Below are 25450 nucleotides of genomic sequence, written 5' to 3' on the forward strand. Positions count from 1 at the left end.
AAGGGGTTGGCATGTAAAGGATTTTGTAACAGACGCAATTCAAAATTAGCATCAAACAGAAGCTCCTTTAATTTATACATAGTCGGAAGGTGGTTTGCCGAATGAAAGTCTTACGTACAAATCTTATATACGACGAGCAAGTCCCGTGTTCAGACGGTACTTACTTAAATATATACGAGCTAAATGTCACAGTTCAACTTAAGAAAGAAGAGTTTTATTTATTTTTTTCAATAGATGAAGGAAGCTCTAGTTGGGGTCATTCTTTTTTAATAGACTCTCTTGGGAATGAGAGGCCTGGACTTCTATCACCTCAACAATTTCAAACCATCTTCTCAGACCCAAAAGTTACGAACCTTGTGAAACAGGTGGAGGAAAAGATGGGGAGAAAAAGTACGCTAGTTTCCTTTCCTGAAGAACAATTTACTAGTTACGATTATGTTGCTTTTTACAACTTTTGCAAAAGCATTGCAAGAGATTTACGTGTAAAATCTAATATTATCACTTATGATGAACAAGGCATATGTAGTTATCAGGCAGTTAAACTTACTCTAAGTGACGGGCCAATTTATATACTTTGTAACCAATATAACGTTGCGTTCACGAAAGAGCTGGATGGGAGTTATCCAATTAATTTCGTTGATTTTCCAATGCTAACCTCCTATTTCTCCTTACCATACAAAATCTGCTCCGTAGAGGAGTTAAATCGTCCATTCGAGATTACTCGTCCTTTGTCAGAATGGGAGCAATACAGTATCAATTATTGGAAGCCGCAAACTCAAGGGGATTTTTTATTTAATTATTGGGATTAAGTAAACTAGTTTTTAGCTGTGGAGGAAGAGAATGACCGGTAGTTAAGTATTTTCTAACTACTGGATATTATGCTTTTGGTCGTTATAGTTAATAGATGGTGGTGAAGACGGTTGTGTGCACAATCGTTTTTTTTGTTATTGAATAAAAGAGTATAAGAATAGAAACAGCTTTGGACCATTCTTACCAACGTAAAAAAAATCACATCGTACATATAGCTTTAAGCATCTGTTAACAATACAAAATAAGTAAAATTTAACTACTTATTTTAAATGGGACATTTTTAGTTTGCAAAAAGAGGTGAAAGATTGAACAGTGAATATTGGAAGCCTTCAGTTCGAATTATAGCTATTTATTTTATTATTAGTCTTATTTGGATTTTTGTTAGTGAATTATTGTTGGACCAATATATCCACAAAAATGCCCATTTCCAAGCTCACTTTTTTTCAATATTGAAAGGATGCTTGTTTATTGTTGTTACGAGTTGGATTTTTTATAAATTGATCGACAGGGATTTTCGTTATATAAGGGAAAGTGAAGAGCGATACCGAAAATTAGTGGAAAATTCCGCTGAGGTAATTTTCGTTCATGTAGATGGAGTGATTGTTTACGTAAATCAAGCGGGAATTAATTTCATTGGGGCGAAAAATGCATCAGATATAATTGGAAAGCACCTATTAGATTTTGTTCCTTTGGAGGATTATGACTACACGATTAGTAGGATGAAAAAAGTGAAGGAAGAGGGGAAGATTGAGCTAGCAGAGCAAAGAATTCTTACCCCAAGTGGTCAAAAAATCCCAATAGAAACAATAGCTTTTAAAACTACTTTTCACGGCAAAGAGGCAATACAAGTTATTATGAGGGATATTACAGAACGAATAATAGCTGCAGAACAAATTAATTACCTTGCCTATTATGACTCCATTACGTCATTACCAAACCGAAATGCACTAAATAAGTTTTTACAAGAGGCTATTGAGAAAAGTGAAAACTTTGCACTTATGCTCTTAGACTTAGATAGATTTAAATATATTAACGATAACTTAGGTCATGATGCGGGTGATATTTTATTAAAGCAAGTTTCAAAGCGATTAAAGGGATTCTTAGGAAATAAAGCATTTCTTTCTCGTTATGGAGGGGACGAGTTTGTTCTCTTGCTAAAGGACGTTGAGGAAGAAGAAGTGAAAAAAGTAGCAAGTGGAATTATTGAAAAATTATCCTATCCGTTTATACTCGAAAAAAACGAATACTATATTACCTCTAGTATTGGTATCTGTATGTATCCTAGAGATGGTGAACATCCGGATTTATTATTGAAAAATACTGATACAGCAATGTATGCAGCAAAAGAAAGTGGAAGAAATGCCTATCGCTTCTTTGATGATAAAATGGATGTTCAGTACAAAAAGAAATTGGAATTCGAACAAGGAATAAGAAGGGGATTAAAAAATGATGAATTTCTATTATTTTATCAACCTCAGGTAAATTTAAGTACAGATAAAATAATTGGTGTAGAAGCTCTTATACGTTGGCAACATCCAACAAAAGGACTTATCCTTCCTGATGAATTCATCCCAATTGCGGAAGATACAGGGCTAATTGTTGAACTTGGTGACTGGGTGTTACAAACAGCGTGTAAGCAGCTGAAATCATGGCAATTAAAAGGTTTACCTTCTATTCGTATAGCAGTTAACGTTTCTATACATCAATTCTTGAATGAAAACTTTGTAAATAAAGTTGCTAACATATTGTATGAAACAGGCTTGCCCTCCAATCTGTTAGAATTGGAAATTACAGAACACGTAATGCGCAATCACAAAAAAAGTATCACAATAATGGAACGTTTGAAAGATATAGGAATAGAAATTGCCCTTGATGATTTTGGAACTGGATATTCTTCCTTAAGTGTGTTGAAACATTTACCTATTGATAACCTTAAAATTGATAAATCGTTTATAGATGATATTTGTACAGAAGATGACCAAATTGTAAAATCGATTATTCAGATGGGGAAAAATTTGAATTTTACAATAGTTGCAGAAGGCATTGAAAATAAAGAGCAGCTACAATTGTTAAAGAAGTATAAATGTCATATTGGTCAAGGGTTTTATTTTTGTAAGCCTATACCTCCAAATGAAATAGAAAAATTACTTAATAAGTAAGGGAAGTTTGGAGAAAAGTTGATTATTGCAGTTATTGGCTGTAATAAGAATTGTCATATAAAAAGAATGATCATTATTTGGTACACAGGACTGAACATATATATCAACGATTTAACTTTAATAATGGAAAAGAAGTAACTAGCAATTGGCAGTTACTTCTTTTTTATAAAGGATTCACAAATTAATTCAAATTCGTCCATTCAATTGGCAAGGAGTCGACCACATCAAAATAAGAAAACTCATTTATAATTTTGTAATCCCCGTAATTAATATTCAGGTCTTGGCCATTGGTGAATGTGATATATCCGTCTTCTGTAATTACAACGAAAAATCTACTGTTTTTGTTTACTTCTACGTAAAAACGATCTGTACGAAGGTCCATGCTTTCAATAGGGGGACGTTCCACTTTTTCTAACTTTAATCCTTTAAAGGTAGACATTACCTCGTTAATGAGACCTTCATCTGTTAAAAATACTTTCGCGTAATCAGAACCTCTCGATAAGTTTATAGAAAAAATATCTTCAATAGCGATCTGTTCAAATAAAACTTCATCAACTGTAAAATGGATAGGTTCTACTTCCTTTGGTTTTGGGACGAAATGGGGATTTAAAGGCTGAAATGACTCTACAATTTTTATAAACTCTTCTTTAGGAAGTGTTTCCCCATCTTCAAATGAGATTGTAAAATCAAATACGGAACCTTTCTCCTGCCACGAAAAACCTTGCATCGCACCTTTTTCAAAAGCACGTGAAAAATCGTTGAATACTGAATACCCACCTTGTCGATTATTAGAGAGTTCGATCATTTCGTCCATATGGGCAATGTCTTCCTCTGTTAATTCATACTTATTTGTTATTACAATTTCCATTTCTTTCTTCGGACTTTCGCTAGAAGTATAGTATAACGAAAGCGTCCAATGGGAAGGTTCGTCTTCTTCTGTATATAGAATTTCTCTATCCCCAACTGCTTTTGGACCCCAATACGATTTTTCTAATATGACTTCCTCTATATCAAAAGGTATATACGTGGGCAACATAATGTATCGGTCGTACGAAAGTAATTCTTCTTCCAAACTTTTAATCTCTTCTTCCGCGACAAAAGCTTGTAGTGGGGTTTGGTTATTATTCGGGTATGCAAAAAGAACAACAGCAAGCATAATTACAGCGGCTATACCACCCGCAGAAATCATAAAACTTAAGGTTTGTTTGGAAGACTTTCGTTTTTGGAAATTATTTGTTTGCTTTACTATAGAGTTATACATTCTCTCTTTTTCCGTTTCCGGTAACTCAGCTGTTGGCATTGCTTGAAGCTTTTGTTCCAATAGATCTTTCTTCATAAAAAGCACCTCCTAGCAAATCTTTTAGTTCCAACTTTGCACGGTGGTAGGTGGAACTCGTTTTCGGCTCACTCCAATCTAATATTTCTGCCGTTTCTGTAATCGAAAACCCTTCCAAACCTCTTAAAATAATAACGTCACGATAATTTTGTTTTAAAGACTGGATTGCCTGATACAACTGTTTGTTTTCTTCATTTAAACTTAATATTTCTTCTGGCGTTTTTGTCATGTTCGGTTCATGTTTGGCTTCAAATGAAACGAGAACCTTCCATTTTTTTCGTTTCCTCTTCCTTAATTCGTCAATGGCAATGTTGCGAGCAATTGTATATAGCCAAGTTCTTGGGCTCGATTCACCCTTATATAAAGGTAAGCTTTTATACGCTCGAATAAACACCTCTTGTACACAATCTTCCACATCTGATTCGCCAAGTCTGTATATAAGAAAGTTATACATTTCATCACTATATTGGTGAAACCATTCGGAGATAATTTTTTCGCTCATTCGTAACGACCCTCCTTTTTCTATTTATCTATGGATATTGACGTTTTTTTATTTTTTATTTTGCATATTTTAGAAAAAAATGTACAAATAAGTTCTGAAGTTAGAAGGATTCTATTAATTTATGGGATTTCCTTCTTAAAGTATGGGGAAAAGATAGCTTTTTCTATAGGGAAAGTATTGTAAGTTATTGCTTTATTTACTTTTAAAAACTTAACAGAAATAAATGAACGTTAACAAAAGGACAAAAAAATGCATAGGCTATTATGGAATTTTTAAGAAGTGAGGTGAAAGTTTTGTATAACTATGATCCATATCGTCAAAGCTGGGCTCCGGTAGTGGAGAGGCTGAGTTACAGCTTAAATGCGGAACAAATGGTATGCTCGATGACAACGCAGTTATTTCACTTTCCAGGTACCCAAAATTTAAAAGGAAATGCCGAACTACATCGCCACCTTGTTCCGGCATCTTATCACCGAGTAACAGCTCTAGGGTGCGCAAAAAGGTTACACCGTGGGGAAACTTCATCAATCCATCATAAAAGCACTAATAGACTGTGTGAATAATGGTTTAAAAGAAGACAAGGAAGTAAACAGGTGGCTACAAGTAATGAAAGAAAATGCACCCGCTGGTTTAGAAAGCTTCATGAACTCCGTCTCCACTTGGCAGGAGCAAGCCGAGCATAGCTTAGCCTACACACGAGAACTTCTTCAAGAGATGGGGTATGAAGTTGGAGTGGCGAACGGAGAACCGACATATTAGTTTAAACATGCTAGCCAAATTGATGGCTGTTATTTGAGGGAATGATAGCTTACTATTATAACTCGATGGTACGTATTGCTTAGGCGGCTTCAATATGTAAGAGTTGTAGACGAGAACTTTATATAGATACACAAATTAGGACCGTTGGTGATGTTGCACCAGCGGTCTCTATATTTTATGTTTAAACTCTCTATAATAAAAAGCTACTCTAAATCCGTTCGCTTCCCTGGTTCGTCTTTTCCACCTGTATCGTTTCCTGTAGTAGCGGTGTAACCAACCCGATAAGCATGCTTTTTTTCTGTTTTCAGTGCATCAGGCATTGTATATTGCTTTTGATTGCTTTGGAATTGTCCCTCTTGTGACATTGGATAAAAGCCTCCTAAGTTGTTTGTATTTAGTTTGACTAATAGTAAATAACCTATTACAACCTTTTTTTGCCTTTATAGCGAAGTAGTAGTGAGCAAATTCTCCCTATTTTCAAAGGAAAGACAAATAATAAGAATAAGGAAGAGAAAAAAACGGAAGAATGTTAAGGGTGGTATTGAATTAAAAGGTATGATCCTGCATTCTTCGTTTATATACATGTTATGGACCCGTTAGTATAACGTATTAGAATGGGATGAGTTTTAATGAAGAATGGCAAAATATCCATTTATTGGTGGGGCGCGGGACCTGTCCCTCTGTCCACAATTGATAAAAGAGAAAAGTAATTGATAAAGTTTATTAGTTGAGCTGTCTTATTTTATGAAGAAAATGGAAAAAAGGAGCTATACGGGTACGAAGAAATTTAATTATGACGAATTTTAAACAATTGAAAACATTTAGGTTTAACGGTTGACAAGAAGTTATCTTTATATAACAATAGATGTTGTATTAGAATTATTATTATTAACGTCTGTTTATTATATACTAACGTTGATTAATAATTCTACAGTATATACTTAAATATTTAAAAGTATTAGGAGGAAGATTTATTATGTCATTAATAGGAAAAGAAGTACTACCATTTACAGCACAGGCGTACCACAACGGTGATTTTGTAACAGTTTCAGATGAAAACTTAAAAGGTCAATGGAGCATTTTCTGCTTCTACCCAGCTGACTTTACTTTCGTATGCCCAACTGAGCTAGAAGATCTTCAAAATCAATATGCAGAGTTAAAATCTCTTGGAGTTGAAGTATATTCTGTATCTACTGACACTCACTTTACACATAAAGCATGGCATGATCATTCAGAAACAATTAACAAAATTGAGTATGTTATGATTGGTGACCCATCTCAAAAAATCTCTCGTAACTTCGAAGTTTTAAACGAAGAAGAAGGTCTTGCAGATCGTGGAACTTTCATCATCGATCCAGACGGTGTTATTCAAACTGTTGAAATCAATGCTGGCGGTATTGGTCGTGACGCAAGTACTCTAGTTAACAAAGTTAAGGCTGCACAATATGTTCGTAACAACCCAGGTGAAGTTTGCCCAGCTAAATGGCAAGAAGGATCTGAAACTCTAACTCCAAGCCTTGATCTTGTTGGAAAGATTTAAGGAGTGTAATCCATGATGCTTGATGCAAATATAAAAGCACAATTAGCTCAATATCTACCGTTGATGGAGGGCGATGTGCTACTAAAAGTTAGCGCAGGAGATGATGAAGTTTCCCGCAACATGCTAGCTCTAGTGGATGAATTAGCTACAATGTCATCCCGCATTAAAGTGGAGAGAGCAGAACTTGAGAGAACACCAAGCTTTAGCGTAAATCGTGTAGGCGAAAACACAGGTATAACTTTTGCAGGAGTACCACTAGGACATGAATTTACTTCATTAGTTTTAGCTCTACTTCAAGTGAGTGGACGAGCTCCGAAAGTAGACCAAAAAGTGATTGATCAAGTGAAAAACATTAAGGGTGAATATCGCTTTGAATCTTACGTTAGTTTAAGTTGTCATAACTGTCCTGATGTTGTTCAAGCCCTGAACGTAATGAGCGTTTTGAACCCTAACATTTCACATACAATGATTGATGGTGCAGCTTTTAAAGCGGAAGTAGAAAGCAAAAACATTTTGGCCGTGCCAACAGTTTTCCTTAATGGAGAAGAGTTCGGTGGCGGTCGTATGTCATTAGAAGAAATTCTTGCTAAAATGGGGAACACTCCAGACGCTTCTGAGTTTGAAAATAAAGAACCATTCGATGTACTTGTTGTTGGTGGTGGACCTGCTGGAGCAAGTGCGGCTATCTATTCAGCACGTAAAGGTATTCGAACTGGTATCGTTGCAGAACGTTTTGGTGGTCAAATTATGGACACGCTAAGCATCGAAAACTTTATTAGTGTAAAAGCTACAGAAGGACCTAAACTTGCGGCTAGTCTTGAAGAACATGTAAAAGAGTACGACATAGATGTAATGAATTTACAACGTGCAAAACGTTTAGAGAAGAAAGACTTAATTGAAGTTGAACTCGAAAACGGCGCGGTTCTAAAGAGTAAAAGTGTTATCATTTCAACAGGTGCTCGCTGGCGTAATGTCGGAGTACCAGGTGAGGCTGAATTCAAGAATAAAGGTGTAGCGTATTGTCCTCACTGTGATGGTCCTTTATTTGCTGGTAAAGACGTAGCGGTTATCGGTGGTGGTAACTCTGGTGTTGAGGCAGCAATCGACCTTGCAGGAATTACGAATCACGTTACCGTTCTTGAATTTAATTCCGAGCTAAAGGCAGACTCTGTATTACAAGATCGTCTTCATTCTCTACCAAATGTTACGGTTATCACAAATGCTCAAACACAAGAAATTACGGGAACAGATAAAGTTAACGGAATTACTTACGTTGAGCGTGAAACAGGCGACGTTAAACATATTGAATTAGCAGGCGTTTTCGTTCAAATCGGTCTCGTACCTAATACAGACTGGTTAGCGGAAACGGTTGAACGCACTAGAATTGGTGAAATCGTTGTAGACAATCATGGTGCAACGAACATCCCAGGCGTATTTGCTGCAGGAGACTGTACAAATACCCCGTATAAACAAATCATTATCTCAATGGGGTCAGGAGCAAGTGCGGCACTAGGTGCATTTGACTACTTAATCCGAAACTAATGATACCTGTTTAAAGTTTTTTGAAAGTCACTTTGCTGCTATATGCGTAGCAAAGTGATTTTCTTTTTGTGGACATAGGGACAGGTTCCGTGTCCACACAGTTTTTGGAAAATGACTATTGTTTTACCAGTGTAGAAAAGTAAAACGACGTGAAGTATATAATTTTATAAATGTTATAAATGGTGGAGGAAGAATCTATCCCCCTATATTTTCATCAAGGAAGTGTTCGTAAATGAAAATCAATAAAGGTGTTTTGTTTGTTTTAATTGGTGCCGCATGTTTCGGTTTTACACCGGTTTTTGCTAAATTGGGATTCAGCTACGGCTACTCACTTGGACAAATCAATATAGTTCAAATGGTAAGTTCCTTTATTTTATTATGGTCTTTTACTCTATTAAAAGGTTCTAGTTTTAAAGGGCTTAGTATAAAGAACATACCGCAAATTATGATGACAGGGTGTTTTATCGGCTTAACTAGTATTTTTTACTATGGTTCTATGCAATATTTACCGGCCTCGTTATCTATCATTCTAATGTTTCAATTTGTTTGGATCGGTTTCCTATTAGAATGGATTTTTAGCAAAGTTAAACCTGCTCCTATTACCATTGTATCCATTATATTTATTTTAATTGGGGTATTTTTTGCTTCAAATATATTAAATGGAGAAATACAAGGACTACCTATAAAAGGATTCTTATTCGGTATTCTATCTGCATTCACTTATGCGGGATTTATTTATTTCAGTGGAAAAGTTGCTGTACAGGTTGATGCGTGGACAAGGACATCTTTAATGGCTACCGGTTCAGCGATACTAGTACTCATTGTATTTTTTAAGGACATTCCATCCATATTTCCACTTGAGGGTCACTTATTATTGACTGGAGCTGGTGTCTCGTTTTTTGGCTCCGTATTACCACCACTATTTTTTGCAGTAGGCGCACCATTAGTTGCGGGTGGAATTGCCAATATATTAACGTCTATTGAACTACCAATCGCCATCCTCTCAGCAAGCATTATCTTATCTGAAGCAATAACCCCACTCCAGTGGTTAGGCACCGCTATCATCTTAGCAGCAATCGCTTTAAACGAACTTGGCACAAACTTTTTCAAACTTCGAAGGCATTATTAAGGTGTGGACGGGGGATTGATCAGATCAATCCCGCTTCCACACTTTTTTAATATTTTTCTATTTAAATGAAGGTCTCGCCGTTTTGGTAGCTAATATAATAGAGAAGAGCATTATAGAAAGGATGGAGAAACTCATGGATAATGTAAAAAATGCTAGTCCAATTCAAAGCAAGGTAGGCGCTATATTCATACCAGTGCGCGATGTGAAAAAGGCAAAAACGTGGTATTGTAAAATGCTTGGCATACCGGAAACAGATAAAGAAGAATTAGGGCACTTATTCGTATTACCTTTAGAAGGGGTAGATGTAATTCTGGATGAAATGCCAATGTGGAGCAATAAAGAAACATTATCAGTGTACAAAGCACCAGCGTTTATGTTTAAAACGGAGAATATTAATACCTCCTATGAATATATGAAAAAAATGGGTGCAGACCTAGTTACAGAAGTGCAAAACTCCCAATGGTTTGTATGTAAAGACCTTGACGGAAATCATATAATGATATGTCAATAACAACACTTTATCAAAGTTAAGATTCTACTCCATATTATAGGTTATCGTCCTAACTGGAAATGCTATGGATTAAGTCAGTTAAAGAGAAAATTTTCGTTAAAGTAGGTGGAAATTGATATGATAACAGATAGCCCAGTCAGTCTTAATATAGGTGGAGTTTTTGTAATAGTGAAAAATATGCCTCGAGCTGTACAGTGGTATAGAGAAATTTTAGGTCTCCCGGAAGATGAAGAATTTATGAAAACGGCAACTCCTGATATGAAAACTATCTATTCTATCCCGTTAGGAAAAACTAACCTTATTTTAGACAGTATTCATCGTGACACATTAACGCCAAGTACCAATCACCTTTTTATGTTTGACACTAAAAATATTGAAGAAACGTATGAGTATATGAAACAGAAAGATGTTAGCATCCAATCAAAAGTACAAGGGGCAGAGGATGTTAAGTTTTTTGAAGTTCTGGATAGCGAAGGAAATAAAATTATGCTCTGCGAAGAAAAGAGATAGATTGATAGTTTTTAAAAAAATATCAAATTAGCCTATTTAATACCGGTCTACGGATTTCCATGCGTATCATTTAAGGAGGGACAATAAAATGAAAGACAGACAAGTAGCGCTATTCCAGTCATTAGAAACGTATCGACAATACTTGCTAGACGACCTCGAGGACGTAACCGAAGAGATGGCAGAAATTATCCCAAAAGGCTTTAGGAATAACATTCGGTGGAACATGGGGCATACATATCTAGATCAATACTTATGGGTTTTAGCGGTTACGAGAGAAAAAGATGAAAAGATGAAAACATTCAATAAATGGTTCGGGTTTGGAACCACCCCAGCAAATTTTACGGAAGAAACCCCTACGTTTTCACAGTTGAAAAAAATGCTAGAAAATCAAATAGAAGACATAAAAAAGCGCTACGCACATCGACTAGAAGAAGAGTATCCGCCGACTAGTATGGAACATTATACAACGATAGAGCAAGTGCTAGTTCGAACTGCTTTTCATGAAGGAATGCATATACAAGCGATTAATGATATAAAAAGATGTATATAAAAATGTTGATGCGGATAACTGATGAAGCTTTTAATTATGTATATGGATGGCGAACTTCAAACGTGTGCTGTTGAATAAAAGATTAAGGAATCTATAGCAGTGCAATATAAAAAACATCATGAAACAACGAAAGAAGAAGGTAGATAGAAAATTCTTAATATAAAAAAGAAAAATTTTTATATAACATAGGGAGCAGGTATTATGTTTTGCTCCCTGTATTTTAGAATAAAATAATTTATTGAAAAAAGGAAAATACAAACTCTTGTTTAATTGTATTTCGGAAATATAGAAAATAATAAATATCATGTGTTCGTGTTAACTCTTATCCTTTCGAATTGGTACTGTAATTCAAAATTTCCTTTATAATAGGCTCCATCTTATTCGCTATCAACATAAAACCATAATCATTAGGGTGTACACCATCTGCTGTGCAATCGTCCCAATACTCCCCAAGTATATCGGTTCCTTCTAAAAAAAATATATTCCCATCACCTTGTTTTTGCAGAATAGCAATGAGCTCCTTTTGGAAAGCAAGACGTTCTAGTCTGTCTACTTGTAGTTGGTTATTCAACCTTTCTTTTCCATAAGGAAACTTGGAGACTACAAGAATAGGAACATATGGGTGAACCATACGATATGTAGTAATAAACTTAGGTAATGTTTGCTTATATAGTTCTGTACTAACACAGTTCGGTTCATAATCTAACACTAAGCAAGCAGGGTTTTCTATTTCACTAATAAGCTCAGCCATTTCCGCTTCACCTTTTCCATTACCGGAAAAACCAAGGTTCATAAACTCCAGATTGATGCGCCGGCTTAATATATTTGTATAGGCAAGACCTGGTCTAGATGCACATCCTCCTTGTGTAATAGAAGTTCCGTAAAAAATAACTTTTTTCGAACTATTATATGGGAGTGGTTTTATTATACTAGCAGAATGATTGATGCCGATTTCTACTAATTCAACTCCTTGATAAAGTGGGAAGTTTAAAGTGATAGAGATAATATTATTTTCTTCCCTCTCAAAAATAGTAACCTCATATTCGTCTTGTAATAGTTCAAAAATTCCTCCATTTACAAACTGTTGATTTCCAGGTGTACCGAAATAGCAATCGAATCCACATTGACCAACAGCAGCCATATGACTCATATAAGCTCTGCCTTTCATCTTTACTCTCAGTAATAATTTCGTTGCATCTGTCTGGAAACGGATTTGGCCACCAGCTGTACAATTTGCTAAGTGATCGACTGCTTCCGGAATTTTAACGTTCGGCTGTATTGGAAGTCTTCGATAAGTTTTATCCGTTGAAAACCAAGGAAAGCCATTAATTTCATAGGGTGAGTACAATGGAGAAGTCCACATAATTCCGTCTGTCATAACATTTTCTATTTGTAAATTTTTGTCTAGTTTAGTTAAGCTACCGTTTTGTTCTTTCAAAATCAACCCTCCAAAAAATATTATCGCTCTTTAAGTTACATTCTATATTTCGGTGAAAAACCCTTTTAAAGAGTCGAATTCTTATATGGCAATTTCGTTTCCAATTGAAAGGGTAGTAGTACTTTGGTCACTAGTAGGCAAGTCTTTTTACCTATAATTTTCGTAATTTTCGTAATTTTATTTACAAATAAAGAATAGGCTGTATAAAATGAAAGTGTATTCCAGTATTTTGTACAAAAATGGAGGATGATTCCACCTAAAGTTTCCTGTTCAGTGAATACATAACTAAAAGGATGAAGGGGGGATATAGAGCAAGTACTTTGAACAAATTTGAAAGCGCTTTATTTTAAAATGATATGAGGGTGGGAAATTAAATGAAATTTCGTCAGTTGATTAGTTTACTAGTTTCTGTATTTCTAGTTTTATCTTTACTCCCTGTTACTACGATGTCTAACTTTGAAGACGATTTAATTGAAGTGGAGGCAGCTCCAGAAGATGTCAGTATAGGAACAAAAGGTCCAACAAAAGAAATTAATTATATAGATTCGAGCATTGAAGGAAAAGCAGATTTTATTTCACTGTTTACGACAGAGTTTGCACCTGAAGTTTTAGTAAAACGTCTTTGGGTGGCTGTGCAAGTAAATAGTAGAAATGAAGTCGTTCGAGTAGTTAGTCCATCAATAAATGGTGGCGTGCCAGTTTGGGAAGAGGAGCAAATGTTATCTATCCCTGACGGAGGATATGTTTTACTAGCTCACGACGATTCATGGGCATCGAAAGATTTTCGTAAGTTTCTAGCAACGAATTTTAAAGTTGGAGACGTAATTAAGTTAAGAAAAAATGGCGAAGTAATTCCAGTAACTGCTTTAATGAAAGGTGATGGATTGCAAGCGGGTGTTATTTTAGCGAATGAGCTTATGTACACAGTAACGGAGCAAACAACACAGTTAGTAGGTTCCATTCGTAACTTCGAGGAAGGAGAACAATATCGTCTGGAGGTAAATGGAGAAGAAATTTCGATATCAGAAGATGGTTCCTTCCGCTACGATTATTCCTTATCGAAAGGAACGAACTATATTGATGTTGCGATTTTTAAAAATGGCAACGAACATGACGTACAATCCTTAATCGTTTATTACAAAGAAGAGACAATGGAAGAGAAGGAAGTGTTCCTTTGGGTAGAGCAAGGACCAAATGCGAGGAGATTCCAAACGTCAGAGAGCATTTATAACATGCTAGTGGAAGCAAAAGATGCTGGAGTTACAGCGATTGCATTGGATGTTAAAGGAGTAGAAGGATTCGCTTCTTATAAGAAAAGTGATTTAACTAACCGTCCGTATGTTAGTGAAATGACGGCAGAATCTCGTGCTGGTTCAAACCCTGACTTAGACTTATTAGCAGAATTTATTAAACATAGTCACAGTTTAGGATTAACTGTTCATGCAGCTATGAACGTATTCGCAGAAGGGTCTATCGCTCATAACGAGTTTGGTGTATTAAATGAACATCTCGATTGGGAAGAACAAATTTATCGTCATGAAGATGGAGGAGAAATAAAAAGATTACGAGATAGTCATTACGGGAAAAACGGAGCGCTCGTTGCTTTCGTAAACCCAGCGAATCCAGAAGTTCGAGACTATCAATTGAAATCTTTTGAAGAAGTGATAAAGAACTATGACGTGGATGGTGTTTTACTAGACCGCGGAAGATATGATAATTATTTCGCTGATTTCAGTGATATTTCACGCCAACAGTTTGAACAGTTTTTAGCGGAGCGAGGAAAGCAGTTAAACAACTGGCCACAAGATATTTTCACGTATGAAGGTAATACGAGAGTGGATGGTCCGTTAATTAACGAATGGTATACGTACCGTTCTAGTGTGATCAAAAGTTTTACAGAAGAAGTGCGCGACTTAGTAGATGAATATAATGTGCGAGAAAATAGAGATGTTCAGCTTTCAGCCTATGTTGGTTCTTGGTATGAGTCTTACTATTTAAACGGAGTGAACTGGGCTAGTCCAAACTTCGTCTATAATGAAAGATTAGAGTTCCCGCAAGACAGTATTTATACAGATGAGTATTACGAAACAGGTTATACAGATAATTTAGACTTCTTAATGATTGGTACGTACCAACGTACAGCGAATGAAGTGAAAAAATACATTACACTTGGAAACATTATGACGAATGGGGAGATTCCTCTTTATGCGGGTATGGCGTTAGTGAATGTTCAAGACCCACCCGTTCAACGTGAAGTGTTCCAGGCTGGCTTGCAAAATACGAATGGGCTCATGCTTTTTGATTACTCACAAGCAAATTTCCCTGTGATCAAAGCATCGATTAACGATGTCGAGTATGTGAAAGATTACTATCTTGGGATAAGTGATCCACGCAATAGCGAGGCTGTTATTGAAGGAGATTTCTTTAACGTTAACCGTAATGACAACAATTTGAACATTTATTCGGAAGCATTTGGTCCTTCCACAGGTACGAATATTTGGGGTGTTGAAGCGGTTGTCGATGCGACAGGTAAAGTGGTGAAAATGGTGAACCAACAACAGGCGAAAAATTGGAGTTGGGTAAATGTACAAGATAATAACAGTATCATTCCAGAAGGTGGATTTGTCATTTCCGCACTTGATGGATCAGGTATTAGAACGAAAAGACAGTTAGTAGCCAATGCTTATCATGTTGGTGACGAGGTTAGAGCAGCTATATTAAATGGCTTGTTAAACTATGACGGTAAAGAAGTGAGAAGTAAACAACTAGATTTCAATGGAAAAGTTCAAATCGTTGGTCCAGGTAATGCAGAAGTATGGATCAATGGAGAAAAGGCAGTGCTTGCATCGAATGGCGACTTTACAGCAACCATCTCACTAGAGGATGGAGCGAATGAGGTAGAAATAATCGTTCTTGTTGATGGTTGGAAAACACATCATAAATCCGTAACCGTTACTCGTGTTAATGTAGCTGAAGTGATAGAGACAGCGAAAGAATTAGTGGAACAATATGTTGTTCATCCAAAAGGAATCCAAACAGCATTAGTGCAACATTTATCGAGAGCCCAAAAACATTTCGAACAGAGCGAACGGTTCTATGCAGAAGGTAAAGTGAGGCAGGCCGAAAAAGCGAATGACAACGCTATAAAAGCATTGGAACAGTTTGTAAAAATGTTAGAGCAACATGCAGGTAAACATATTAATGAAGAGCATGTGGAAGAAATTCTTCAATTGTTTGAAGGTTACTTTAGCTAAAGATTTAGTTCAACTAGCAACTGTAAATATATACATGGAATAGTGCATCCGTCTAAGGATTGTCATGTCCTTCCGTTATTTTAAATAAAAGGTCGAGGTTTTTTCTAATCCCCTCGACCTTTTAAAAATTCTGAATTTTTATTTAAGAAAGCCTTTACAAAAGTGAAAGGCGCCTATATTATGGAGATATACTCCAAAAAAAATTCCATCTAAGGAGGAATTATCCACCATAATTTGCTGGTGAATTGGAGCGAGTCCGAAACACAACGAGGAGGCAGTCATAACTACAATGGATAATCAATATATGGATGGCTTTTATAAGTTTTCACTCATGTTTGTGAGATTAGCATATTTAAATATTTTATGGCTATTTTTTATTCTTTTAGGTTTAGGAATATTGGGTCTTTTCCCATCTACGGTTGCTATGTTCACTGTCACGAGGCAATGGGTGAAAGGGAATAGAGACATTCCTGTTTTCCAAACGTTTTGGTTAACGTATAAGAAAGAATTTATGAAATCTAATTTACTAGGTATTAGTTATGGTTTTATAGGCTTGATCTTATATGTAGACATATTGTATTTTTCATCCCCATCAAGTGCAGTCATGTTAGTGCTTTATTACTTCTTCTGGGTTGTCACATTTATTTATCTTCTATTAGGTGTATTTTTATTTCCAGTTTATGTACATTATCAAACGAAATGGTGGAACTACTTTAAAAGTACGATTCTCCTCATGTTTATGAATCCACTAGTAGTGGTGGCATTTATTCTCATCATCGCAAGTTCTGTCATCATTTTACGAGCGTTACCAGGGTTGATTCCTGTTTTTGCAGGTAGTGTAACGGCTTACGCTTTAATGATGATTAGCTATAAAGCGTTCAATAGAGTGGAAGCGTTTACTAAGGTAAGGAACGACGAAGATAAAAAGGATACGTTAACGGTTTAAGTCATTGTGCAAAAGGGAGTTGGGAGACAAATATGAGAAAAAGAGAAATATTAGAGAGAATATATGGGCAACTCATCGTATCTTGCCAAGCCTTACCGGATGAGCCCTTATTCGGTTCGGAGCATATGGCAAAAATGGCTTTAGCCGCTAAAGTTGGAGGAGCTGCAGCAATCCGAGCTAATAGTGTAGTAGATATTGTCGCCATTAAAGAAGCGACAGGTTTACCGATCATTGGCTTAATTAAGCAAGATTATAGTAATAGTCCGGTGTACATTACCCCAACGAAAACAGAAATTAGCGCGTTAATCGATGCAAACGTGGATGTAATTGCATTAGATGCAACGATACAAGAACGACCTAACAAGGAAAGTTTAGAAGAGTTAGTAGCTTACATACGCAACAAAAGTGATTGTCTCATTATGGGAGATATATCTACTTTTGAGGAGGGGATAGCGGCAGAGAAAGCGGGCGTAGATATGTTATCTACGACTCTATCAAGCTATACTCCATATACGAAAGATAGAATGATTCCGGATCTTCCGTTATTAGAGGAATTAGCTAAAAAAGCAACCATTCCAGTAATAGCAGAAGGTAATATTAGTACACCGGAAGAAGCCGCGAAGGCGTTAGAGCTAGGTGCTTTTGCTGTCGTGGTAGGGTCAGCAATTACTCGCCCGCAAATTATTACGAAGCAGTTTTATGTGGCGGTGAGAGATACAGCTGAAAAATTACTTCAAGCAAAGCAATAGGGGGACCTTTTATGTTGAGACATATTCAAGATACGATTCAACAGTTACAGGCTTATCGTCCAGAGTTAACAAAAATGCCGGATCACGATGCATTTTGGAGTCAAACGTTACAGGAAGCAAAAGAAAGGCCATTAAATGAGCAACTTATAGAAATGGATTACCCAATTAAGCAAATTACAGCCTATGAATTAACGTATCACGGATTTGATGAGACACCGATTCAAGCCTATTACATTTTGCCGAAAAAAATAGAAGGGAAATTACCTTGCTTAATTTTTTTCCACGGATATGCAGGTCATAAAAATTCTGTTTCTCATTATATGAAGTGGTTAATTCAAGGATATGCAGTCATTGCTGTTGATGTGAGAGGCCAAGGGAAAACAGGAGACTATTCGAAGTACAGCTCAGATGAAATGGGAACTTGGGTAACGAAAGGCATTTTAATTAAAGAAGAATATTACTACCGAAAAGTTTATGTAGACGGTGTTCGCGCCATTGATTTTGCTTGTTCTAGAGAAGAAATAGATAAAGATAGAATTGCCATCATCGGTGCTAGTATGGGTGGGGGCATCGCTCTAGCTGTTTCTAGTTTAGATAATCGTCCTAAATTAACCGTTGCTGATGTGCCGAACATGTGTGATGTTGGACTCGCAATGAAGCAAAAGTTTGAAGGCAGTTTGACAGTAGTAGAGAAGTTTTTACACCGTCATCCAGAATATATAGAGCCAGTTTATACGACGTTAACGTACTTTGATAACTTAAATAACTGCGAAAACATTACTAGTAAGACAAGAATCTCAGTTGGGTTAAAAGACCTTGTATGTCCGCCGATGCCTATTTACGGAGTATATAACAGAATAAAAGCAGAGAAATCAATTGAAGTATTTCCGTTTTCTGGTCATGATATGGCAATTATTGACCATATGGACAAAACGATTCAATTTGTAAACGACAACTTATAAATTTCGAAGGATGATTACGACATGAGTAGAGTGAATTACCAAGTAAGCCCAGATGTGATGATTACAAGTATTTATCAATCATTAACAAAATCAGAACAAAAAGTAGCAGATGTTGTCCAAAATCAATTAAAAGAAGCTGTCTACTGGTCTGTTTCCGATTTGGCAGAACATGCAGAAGTTGGGGAAACGACCGTCATAAGATTTTGTAGGAAGTTGGGCTATAAAGGCTACCAAGATTTTAAACTAGCCGTTGCGCAACATGGGACAGAAACGAATAAACAAGAGTATGGAGAAGTTCATGAGTCTGATAGTGTTTTCGTTCTTTCTCAAAAAGTAACAGCAGAGAACAGTCAAACGTTACAAAATACGTTAAGTCTAGTAAATCCACTTGTGATGGAAGAGGCCGCTCAACAAATTATTCGAGCAAATAAGTTATATACGTTTGGGGTTGGGGCTTCTGGTGTCATTGCGCAATTAACTCAGTATAGCTTTATGCGATTAGGTTTTCATGCAGAAACTGCCTCCGATTCGCATGTTATTGCAATGAATTGTGCATTAGCGAAACCGGGAGATGTTGTTATCGGAATATCTACATCCGGAAGCACGAAAGATCTTGTTGATGCAATAGAAATAGCGAAAGCAAATGGTGCTTACATTATATGTATTACGAATCATATTAAATCACCAATTACTAAGTTCGGTGATGTCGTGTTGTTAACGTCAGCGAAAGAGAGTCCACTACACGGTGGGGCGTTCTCCTCTCTTATTTCTCAAATGCACGTATTAGATATGATAACGAGATATATTGAGCTACAAAGAAAAGAAAAGTCGAGGGAAGCATTACAAAAAACAGCGCAAGCCGTTTCCGACAAATTATATTAGGGGGCTTAGCAAATGATAAAAGAAATGGTTGCAGATGTTGTCATTGTTGGAGGAAGCACGGGTGGGTGTGCTGCAGCCCTAGCTGCTGCAAAAACTGGTTACAAAGTAATTATGACGGAAGAAACGAAATGGATTGGTGGTCAATTAACGAACCAAGCAGTACCGCCTGATGAGCATCGTTGGATCGAACAATTCGGTTGTACGAGAAGCTATCGCAAGTTTAGAAATGATGTTAGGTCATATTATAGTAAACACTTCCCACTAAGTGAGCTAGGAAAAGAGAAGCCATTTTTTAATCCTGGTAGTGCGAACGTTAGTAGAATATCTCACGAACCTCGTGCAGCACTTGCTGTATTGAATGATATGTTAGCTCCTTACGTGCATAGTGGAAAAGTAATTATTTTAACGGAAACGAAAATTAAAGCTGCCGAAACAGATAAAGATGATGTTACAGCGGTAGAAGTTGAACAAGTATATACGAAACAAAGTTATGTATTAAGAGCACCATACTTTTTAGATGGCACCGATTGTGGAGATGTTCTACCACTAGCTGGTGTAGAGTATGTAACAGGTGCAGAGTCCCAAAAGGATACAGGTGAACCGCATGCGCTAGTTGGGGATGCGAATCCGATGGAAATGCAGGCAATTACTCATTGCTTTGCGATTGATTACATCGAAGGAGAAAATCATACGATTGAGAAACCTCGAGACTATCAATTTTGGAAAGACTACCAAGCTCCATTTTGGCCAAATACACAGCTAGACTGGACGGGGGTAAACCCAGTAACGTTACAGCCAATTACATACAGTTTATTTAGAGAAAAAGATAAGTTCTCTTTATGGGAATATCGTAGATTAATAGATAAAGCAAATTTCAAAGAAGGTTTATATGACAGTGATATATCCCTTATAAATTGGCCACAAAATGACTATTGGTTAGGGCCTGTAATTGATGTTAGTAAAGAAGAGAAGCAAAAGCATTTAGAAGGTGCAAAACAACTAAGTCTTTCCTTATTATATTGGATGCAAACAGAGGCACCGAGATTAGATGGTAAACAAGGATATCCTGGTTTACGGTTACGCCCAGATGTAGTTGGAACAGATGACGGTTTAGCGATGTTCCCGTATATTCGCGAGTCTAGAAGAATTAAAGCAGAGTTTACGGTTGTGGAACAGCATATAAGTGCAGCGTTAAGAGAAACAGCGGAAGTATTTCATGATTCCGTTGGTATTGGATCATACCGAATTGACTTGCATCCAAGTACGGGAGGAAATTCATTTATCGATATTTCTAGCTTGCCATTCCAAATTCCGTTAGGAAGCCTGATCCCGGTAAGAGTCAATAACTTACTACCAGCTTCTAAAAACTTAGGAGTTACTCATATAACAAATGGATGTTATCGCTTACATCCAGTCGAATGGAACATCGGAGAAGTAAGTGGTTACTTAGTTGCCTATTGCTTAAAACATAAACTAACACCACGCCAAGTAAGAAACGACCAAACACTACTAGAAAACTTCCAACAACACCTAGTAAACGAAGGAATTGAACTATCCTGGCCAACCGTCCATGCAGTATAAAAACGTAGTGGATGAAAGTAGAAGTGAGCGAGGAACGTGGCCTGTTTTATTATTATTAGGTTCCGAGTCAAATCACTTTTACTTAGAACCGTCAGTGGAACGGAGCGAAAGGTGCGAGACTCCTTGAAAAATGCATACGCATTTTTCTTCGTGCGATGTCTTGCTGCCGTAGCCTTCCTTGTCCTGCCGGAAGAAGAGAGAAGGCTGAGACCCCGCAAGGCGTAGCCTGAGGAGGCTCAGCTCTCTCCCGGCGGAAAGCAAGTGGTCGTAGCGAAGTTGAACGTACTAACTTCCAACAGGGGATTTGAAGATAGGTATGTTTTAAACCGAGATTTTAAGTTTTTGTTTCTTAAATTTCAGAACCGTCAGTGGAACGGAGCGAAAGGTGCGAGACTCCTGCGGGAAGAGAGAGAAGGCCGAGACCCCACAGGCGAAGCCGAGGAGGCTCGGCTCTCTCCCCGCGGAAAGCGAGTACCTGTAGCGGAGTGGAACGGACTATATCTAACTACTTAATCCTAATTTCAAGCAAGACAAATAGAGGAGGTGAAATTCACATGCAAAATGGAACTTCAATCGAAGCAAACAAAACAAAAATAGACATAAAAACAGACATCAAACCAAAGAAAAAAAGCGCACTCCTTAAATACTGGGACCTATATCTATTAATGATTCCAGGAATCCTATTCTTCCTCATCTACAAATACGTACCAATGTGGGGAATCGTCATCGCATTCCAAGATTACAGTGTATTTGCCGGAGTAGCAGGCAGCGAATGGGTAGGATTTAAACACTTTGCTCGAATGTTTCAAGCAGATGAATTTTACAGTATCTTTAGCAACACATTGCTAATCAGTTTATATAAGTTATTCTGGGGATTCCCTGCCCCAATTATCGTTGCGTTGATGTTGAACGAGATTCGCCACATGTTATATAAACGATCCGTTCAAACAATCATTTATATGCCACACTTTCTTTCCTGGGTAATTGTTGGTGGGATTATGATTAACTTACTTAACCCTTCGACAGGGATCGTAAACACGTTCATACAGTTTCTAGGGTTTGAACCAATTTACTTCATTGCAGATGATAGTTGGTTCCGAACAGTACTAGTAGCTAGTGATTTATGGAAAAGTGTTGGTTGGGGAACAATTCTTTATTTAGCAGCTCTAGCAGGAATTGATCCACAGTTATATGAAGCAGCCAAAGTAGACGGAGCGAATAAATGGCAACAAACGTGGCATATTACGTTGCCAAGCTTATTACCTACGATTGTTATTTTATTCATTCTTCAAATGGGTAATATTTTAGAAGTTGGATTTGAACAAGTCTTTATTTTATTAAATCCACTCGTATATAACGTTGGTGATGTCTTTGAAACGTATGTCTATCGTGTCGGTGTTACACAAGGACAGTTCAGTTATACGACTGCTGTTGGATTATTCAAATCAGTCATCGCGCTAATTATGGTTGTCCTTGCGAATAAAATTGCCAAAAAATTAGGACAAAACGGACTATGGTAAGGGGGTGTTGCCAATGGCGATAAAGCAAAGTAAAGGAGAAAGAGCTTTTACTATATTTAACTATTTGTTTCTTGGTGGCTTTGCACTCATTTGTTTGTTTCCTTTTGTCCATGTTATTGCTCAATCATTAAGTAGTCAACGTGCAATTGTCTCAGGTGAAGTGTTATTTTTACCAATAGAAACAACCTTTCTTGCGTATAAAGAAGTGCTAATGGATCAACACTTTCTAAAAGCGTTTTCCATTAGTGTATTGAGAACAGTCGTTGGAACGTTCGTGAATGTTTTCTTTACATGTTTAATGGCTTATCCGTTATCAAAAACATACATTAAAGGCCGTGGGCTCATTCTATTTATGGTCGTGTTTACGATGTTATTTAGTGGAGGAATGATTCCTACGTATTTAGTAGTTAGAGAGACAGGTTTGTTAAACTCATTTTGGGCTTACATTATCCCAACAATGATTTCCGCCTTTAACTTAATTATTGTGAAAAACTTCTTCCAAAGCATTCCGGCAGAATTAGAGGAATCTGCCAAAATGGATGGGGCGTCAAACATAGGGATATTGTTTAAAATCGTTATTCCGTTATCGATGCCAGTTATTGCGACAATCGGATTATTCCACGCCGTATTCCATTGGAATTCATTCTTTGACGCAGTGCTCTACATTAATGACCGTAGCTTGTATCCGTTACAAGTTTATTTAAGAGAATTAATTCAATTTGACCAGTCTGAAATTAATTTAAGGGATAACTTTGAACAACAGCTTTTAGCGAATGAATCATTAAAAGCAGCAGCGCTTATCTCTAGTACGCTACCAATCTTAATCGTTTATCCATTTCTGCAAAAATACTTTGTTAAAGGTGTTATGTTGGGATCGGTTAAAGGTTAACTTTCACCAAAATGTAGAAAAATTAAGGGGGTGGATGGGATGGTGCCAACCTGACTATTTATTCACATTTTAAACGTATCATCTAAAAAATGAGAATCATGAAGGGGGATTTATAAAGATGAAAGCATTCATGTCAAGAAAAATGTTATTACTCGTAAGTTTAATTGCCATCATGTTAATTACTACTGTTGCTTGTTCAAAAGATTCTAGTAGTACGAGTGAAAATGCTTCAATCGAGATTGTCGTAAATAACTACGGACGCGCATTCCCAAATGGAATGGATGAAAGCAACAATCCATATTTAGATTTTATTGAAGAAAACACAGGACTTGATATTAAAGTTCAAGTGCCTCCAGCAGAAGGGTATATGGAGCGTCTAAATGTATTAATGGCAAGTAATGAGTTACCAGATATGATTTATAGTCCTGATGCTACTTGGTTCGTAAACTATGTAAATCAAAAAGCATTAACACCTTTAACGGATATCGTTAAAGAGCATGGAAAAAACTTAACGAAATTAATCCCTGAAGAAGCTTGGGAAGCTGTAACAATTGATGGTGAAATCTATGCAATCCCACATATTCTTCAAGAAGCGGGATCTGAAATTGTTTACGCTCGTCAAGATTGGTTAGATGAACTTGGTCTTGAGAAGCCAGTAACTTTAGATGAGTATGTAGAAGTTTTAAAAGCATTCAAAGAGCAAAAAAGTAACGTTGGTTTCGTAATGACGGATCAACTAGGTCGGATTTCGCCAATTCTTGGTGCGTTTGGTATTCAACGGAATCAGTGGGTAGAAAGAGATGGAAAGTTAGTATTCTCTAGTACTACTCCTGAAATGAAAGAAGCGTTAGCGTTTTTAGCAGATTTATATCAACAAGGTTTACTAGATAGAGAGTTCCCGTCCAACAACTTAACAGTATTAGGGGAAAAAGTTGCAAACGACCGTGCTGGTCTATTTACAGCAGCATGGTGGGATACTCGTGGTCCTATTTTAACGAATACACAGAACAATCCAGATGCTGAGTGGGTTTCTATTGATTACCCTGTTGGTCCAAATGGAAAATCTGGAACAGCCGGAAGCGCGTTAGTTCGTGGTTATAATGCTGTACCAGTAACTAGTGAAAATGCAGAAGCAGTTGTTAAAATGTTAGACTTTATCGTTTCTGATGGATTTAGAGATATCTTCTTAGGATTCGAAGGAGATGTTTGGGAAATTAAAGACGGTGTAGCACAAACAAACTTTGAAAAGCATAATGAGCATCTATATCGCCAAATGTATACAACTGTTGAACCGTTAGATCCTGAAACAACTAAAATTCGTTTAGATTCTTTAGGTTTAGAATTTAATTTATTTGATAACGTAACGAAAATTGCAGAAAATGCAATGTTCTCTGAGTATACTGGACCTCCAACACCTGCTAGTGGAACTTACGGTGGGCAATTAAGAGCGTTAGAAGATGAGTTCTTCGCGACAATTATTGCTGGTAACCGTCCAATTAGCGACTTTGATGTCTTTGTTGAAAGATGGTACAAAGATGGTGGCCAAGAGTGGACAGATCAAGTAAATGAGTGGTTTTTAAATAAGTAAGAAAAATAAAGTGAAACTTCAATCAGTGGGGGCTTCAACCCCACTGATTGATAGTTGAACAAATCGGGGTGTTAGCGACCGTTAGCTCCCAGCTCAACCTCATTAGTTTTTTGAGGTGGGAGTTTACGGGCGCTTACACCGGGATCAAGTGAAACTCTAACCCCACTGATTGTTAGTGAAAATTATCGGGTGTCCTATTTTTTGTGCATGGCCCTCCGACACCACATAAGATGTAAGTCGAAATGTAGTGTTGGAGTTGCTTTGCCTTTAAAAGGGCACCCTCTTCTACATAA

22 protein-coding genes are annotated in these 25450 nt (G+C 36.9%); 18 read left to right on the top strand and 4 right to left on the bottom strand.

The window, feature by feature from the left end:
- The first annotated feature begins 101 nt into the window (after positions 1–101).
- Together O1A01_RS08340 and O1A01_RS08345 are read left to right on the top strand one after the other, a co-directional pair.
- Positions 102–809, top strand: coding sequence for a hypothetical protein (locus O1A01_RS08340; RefSeq protein WP_270066021.1), 708 nt, complete (start codon positions 102–104; stop codon positions 807–809).
- 306 nt (positions 810–1115) lie between these two features.
- The gene (locus O1A01_RS08345; RefSeq protein ID WP_270066022.1) at positions 1116–2969 is read left to right on the top strand and encodes a putative bifunctional diguanylate cyclase/phosphodiesterase; all 1854 of its coding nucleotides are present in this window, start codon (positions 1116–1118) and stop codon (positions 2967–2969) included.
- Positions 2970–3150: 181 nt separating this feature from the next.
- Here O1A01_RS08345 and O1A01_RS08350 read toward each other — a convergent pair whose 3' ends face one another.
- On the bottom strand, positions 3151–4305 hold the full coding sequence (locus O1A01_RS08350; protein ID WP_270066023.1) for a hypothetical protein: 1155 nt from the start codon (positions 4303–4305) through the stop codon (positions 3151–3153).
- Complete coding sequence (locus O1A01_RS08355; protein ID WP_270066024.1) at positions 4256–4807, bottom strand: RNA polymerase sigma factor; 552 nt, start codon at positions 4805–4807, stop codon at positions 4256–4258. The genes O1A01_RS08350 and O1A01_RS08355 overlap by 50 nt, the downstream gene beginning before the upstream one ends.
- A 510-nt stretch (positions 4808–5317) precedes the next feature.
- On the opposite strand from O1A01_RS08355, the gene O1A01_RS08360 reads away from it, so the two are divergent.
- Positions 5318–5566, top strand: coding sequence for a hypothetical protein (locus tag O1A01_RS08360; protein ID WP_270066025.1), 249 nt, complete (start codon positions 5318–5320; stop codon positions 5564–5566).
- A 203-nt stretch (positions 5567–5769) separates the two neighbouring features.
- On the opposite strand, the gene O1A01_RS08365 is transcribed toward O1A01_RS08360, so the two are convergent.
- Positions 5770–5931: a hypothetical protein gene (locus O1A01_RS08365; RefSeq protein WP_270066026.1), complete on the bottom strand. Its 162-nt coding sequence runs from the start codon at positions 5929–5931 to the stop codon at positions 5770–5772.
- Positions 5932–6542: 611 nt separating this feature from the next.
- Here O1A01_RS08365 and ahpC point away from each other — a divergent pair.
- The 6 genes from ahpC to O1A01_RS08395 all read left to right on the top strand — a co-directional run bounded on the left by ahpC (position 6543) and on the right by O1A01_RS08395 (position 11348).
- The gene (gene ahpC, locus O1A01_RS08370; protein ID WP_066410804.1) at positions 6543–7106 is read left to right on the top strand and encodes an alkyl hydroperoxide reductase subunit C; all 564 of its coding nucleotides are present in this window, start codon (positions 6543–6545) and stop codon (positions 7104–7106) included.
- Positions 7107–7118: 12 nt separating this feature from the next.
- Complete coding sequence (ahpF, locus tag O1A01_RS08375) at positions 7119–8648, top strand: alkyl hydroperoxide reductase subunit F (RefSeq protein WP_066410803.1); 1530 nt, start codon at positions 7119–7121, stop codon at positions 8646–8648.
- Positions 8649–8880: 232 nt separating this feature from the next.
- Entirely contained in the window at positions 8881–9777 is an 897-nt protein-coding gene (locus tag O1A01_RS08380) for an EamA family transporter (RefSeq protein ID WP_066410802.1), read from the top strand.
- 133 nt (positions 9778–9910) lie between these two features.
- Positions 9911–10288, top strand: a complete 378-nt coding sequence (locus tag O1A01_RS08385) for a VOC family protein (RefSeq protein WP_235858024.1) — start codon at positions 9911–9913, stop codon at positions 10286–10288.
- Between the two features lie 117 nt (positions 10289–10405).
- Entirely contained in the window at positions 10406–10798 is a 393-nt protein-coding gene (locus O1A01_RS08390; protein ID WP_066410801.1) for a VOC family protein, read from the top strand.
- 88 nt (positions 10799–10886) lie between these two features.
- Complete coding sequence (locus O1A01_RS08395; RefSeq protein ID WP_066410800.1) at positions 10887–11348, top strand: DinB family protein; 462 nt, start codon at positions 10887–10889, stop codon at positions 11346–11348.
- Positions 11349–11670: 322 nt separating this feature from the next.
- On the opposite strand, the gene O1A01_RS08400 is transcribed toward O1A01_RS08395, so the two are convergent.
- On the bottom strand, positions 11671–12786 hold the full coding sequence (locus O1A01_RS08400) for an SGNH/GDSL hydrolase family protein (RefSeq protein ID WP_270066027.1): 1116 nt from the start codon (positions 12784–12786) through the stop codon (positions 11671–11673).
- A gap of 374 nt (positions 12787–13160) precedes the next feature.
- Here O1A01_RS08400 and O1A01_RS08405 point away from each other — a divergent pair, with 374 nt between their 5' ends.
- The 9 genes from O1A01_RS08405 to O1A01_RS08445 all read left to right on the top strand — a co-directional run bounded on the left by O1A01_RS08405 (position 13161) and on the right by O1A01_RS08445 (position 25157).
- Positions 13161–16040, top strand: a complete 2880-nt coding sequence (locus O1A01_RS08405; RefSeq protein WP_270066028.1) for a family 10 glycosylhydrolase — start codon at positions 13161–13163, stop codon at positions 16038–16040.
- 289 nt (positions 16041–16329) lie between these two features.
- Positions 16330–16986 carry a YesL family protein gene (locus O1A01_RS08410; RefSeq protein ID WP_066410795.1) on the top strand — a complete coding sequence of 219 codons (657 nt, stop codon included), beginning with the start codon at positions 16330–16332 and terminating at the stop codon, positions 16984–16986.
- A gap of 32 nt (positions 16987–17018) precedes the next feature.
- Positions 17019–17735: an N-acetylmannosamine-6-phosphate 2-epimerase gene (locus O1A01_RS08415; RefSeq protein ID WP_066410793.1), complete on the top strand. Its 717-nt coding sequence runs from the start codon at positions 17019–17021 to the stop codon at positions 17733–17735.
- Between the two features lie 11 nt (positions 17736–17746).
- Positions 17747–18697, top strand: coding sequence for an acetylxylan esterase (locus tag O1A01_RS08420; protein WP_066410791.1), 951 nt, complete (start codon positions 17747–17749; stop codon positions 18695–18697).
- A 21-nt stretch (positions 18698–18718) separates the two neighbouring features.
- Complete coding sequence (locus tag O1A01_RS08425; RefSeq protein ID WP_066410789.1) at positions 18719–19579, top strand: MurR/RpiR family transcriptional regulator; 861 nt, start codon at positions 18719–18721, stop codon at positions 19577–19579.
- 12 nt (positions 19580–19591) lie between these two features.
- The gene (locus O1A01_RS08430) at positions 19592–21160 is read left to right on the top strand and encodes an FAD-dependent oxidoreductase (RefSeq protein WP_270066029.1); all 1569 of its coding nucleotides are present in this window, start codon (positions 19592–19594) and stop codon (positions 21158–21160) included.
- 554 nt (positions 21161–21714) lie between these two features.
- Positions 21715–22680 carry an ABC transporter permease gene (locus O1A01_RS08435; RefSeq protein WP_270066030.1) on the top strand — a complete coding sequence of 322 codons (966 nt, stop codon included), beginning with the start codon at positions 21715–21717 and terminating at the stop codon, positions 22678–22680.
- Positions 22681–22693: 13 nt separating this feature from the next.
- Complete coding sequence (locus tag O1A01_RS08440) at positions 22694–23569, top strand: carbohydrate ABC transporter permease (protein WP_270066031.1); 876 nt, start codon at positions 22694–22696, stop codon at positions 23567–23569.
- 118 nt (positions 23570–23687) lie between these two features.
- Positions 23688–25157: an extracellular solute-binding protein gene (locus O1A01_RS08445; RefSeq protein ID WP_066410782.1), complete on the top strand. Its 1470-nt coding sequence runs from the start codon at positions 23688–23690 to the stop codon at positions 25155–25157.
- Positions 25158–25450 lie beyond the last annotated feature (293 nt).

Source organism: Sutcliffiella sp. NC1 (assembly GCF_027594365.1).
GTDB lineage: Bacteria > Bacillota > Bacilli > Bacillales > Bacillaceae_I > Sutcliffiella > Sutcliffiella cohnii.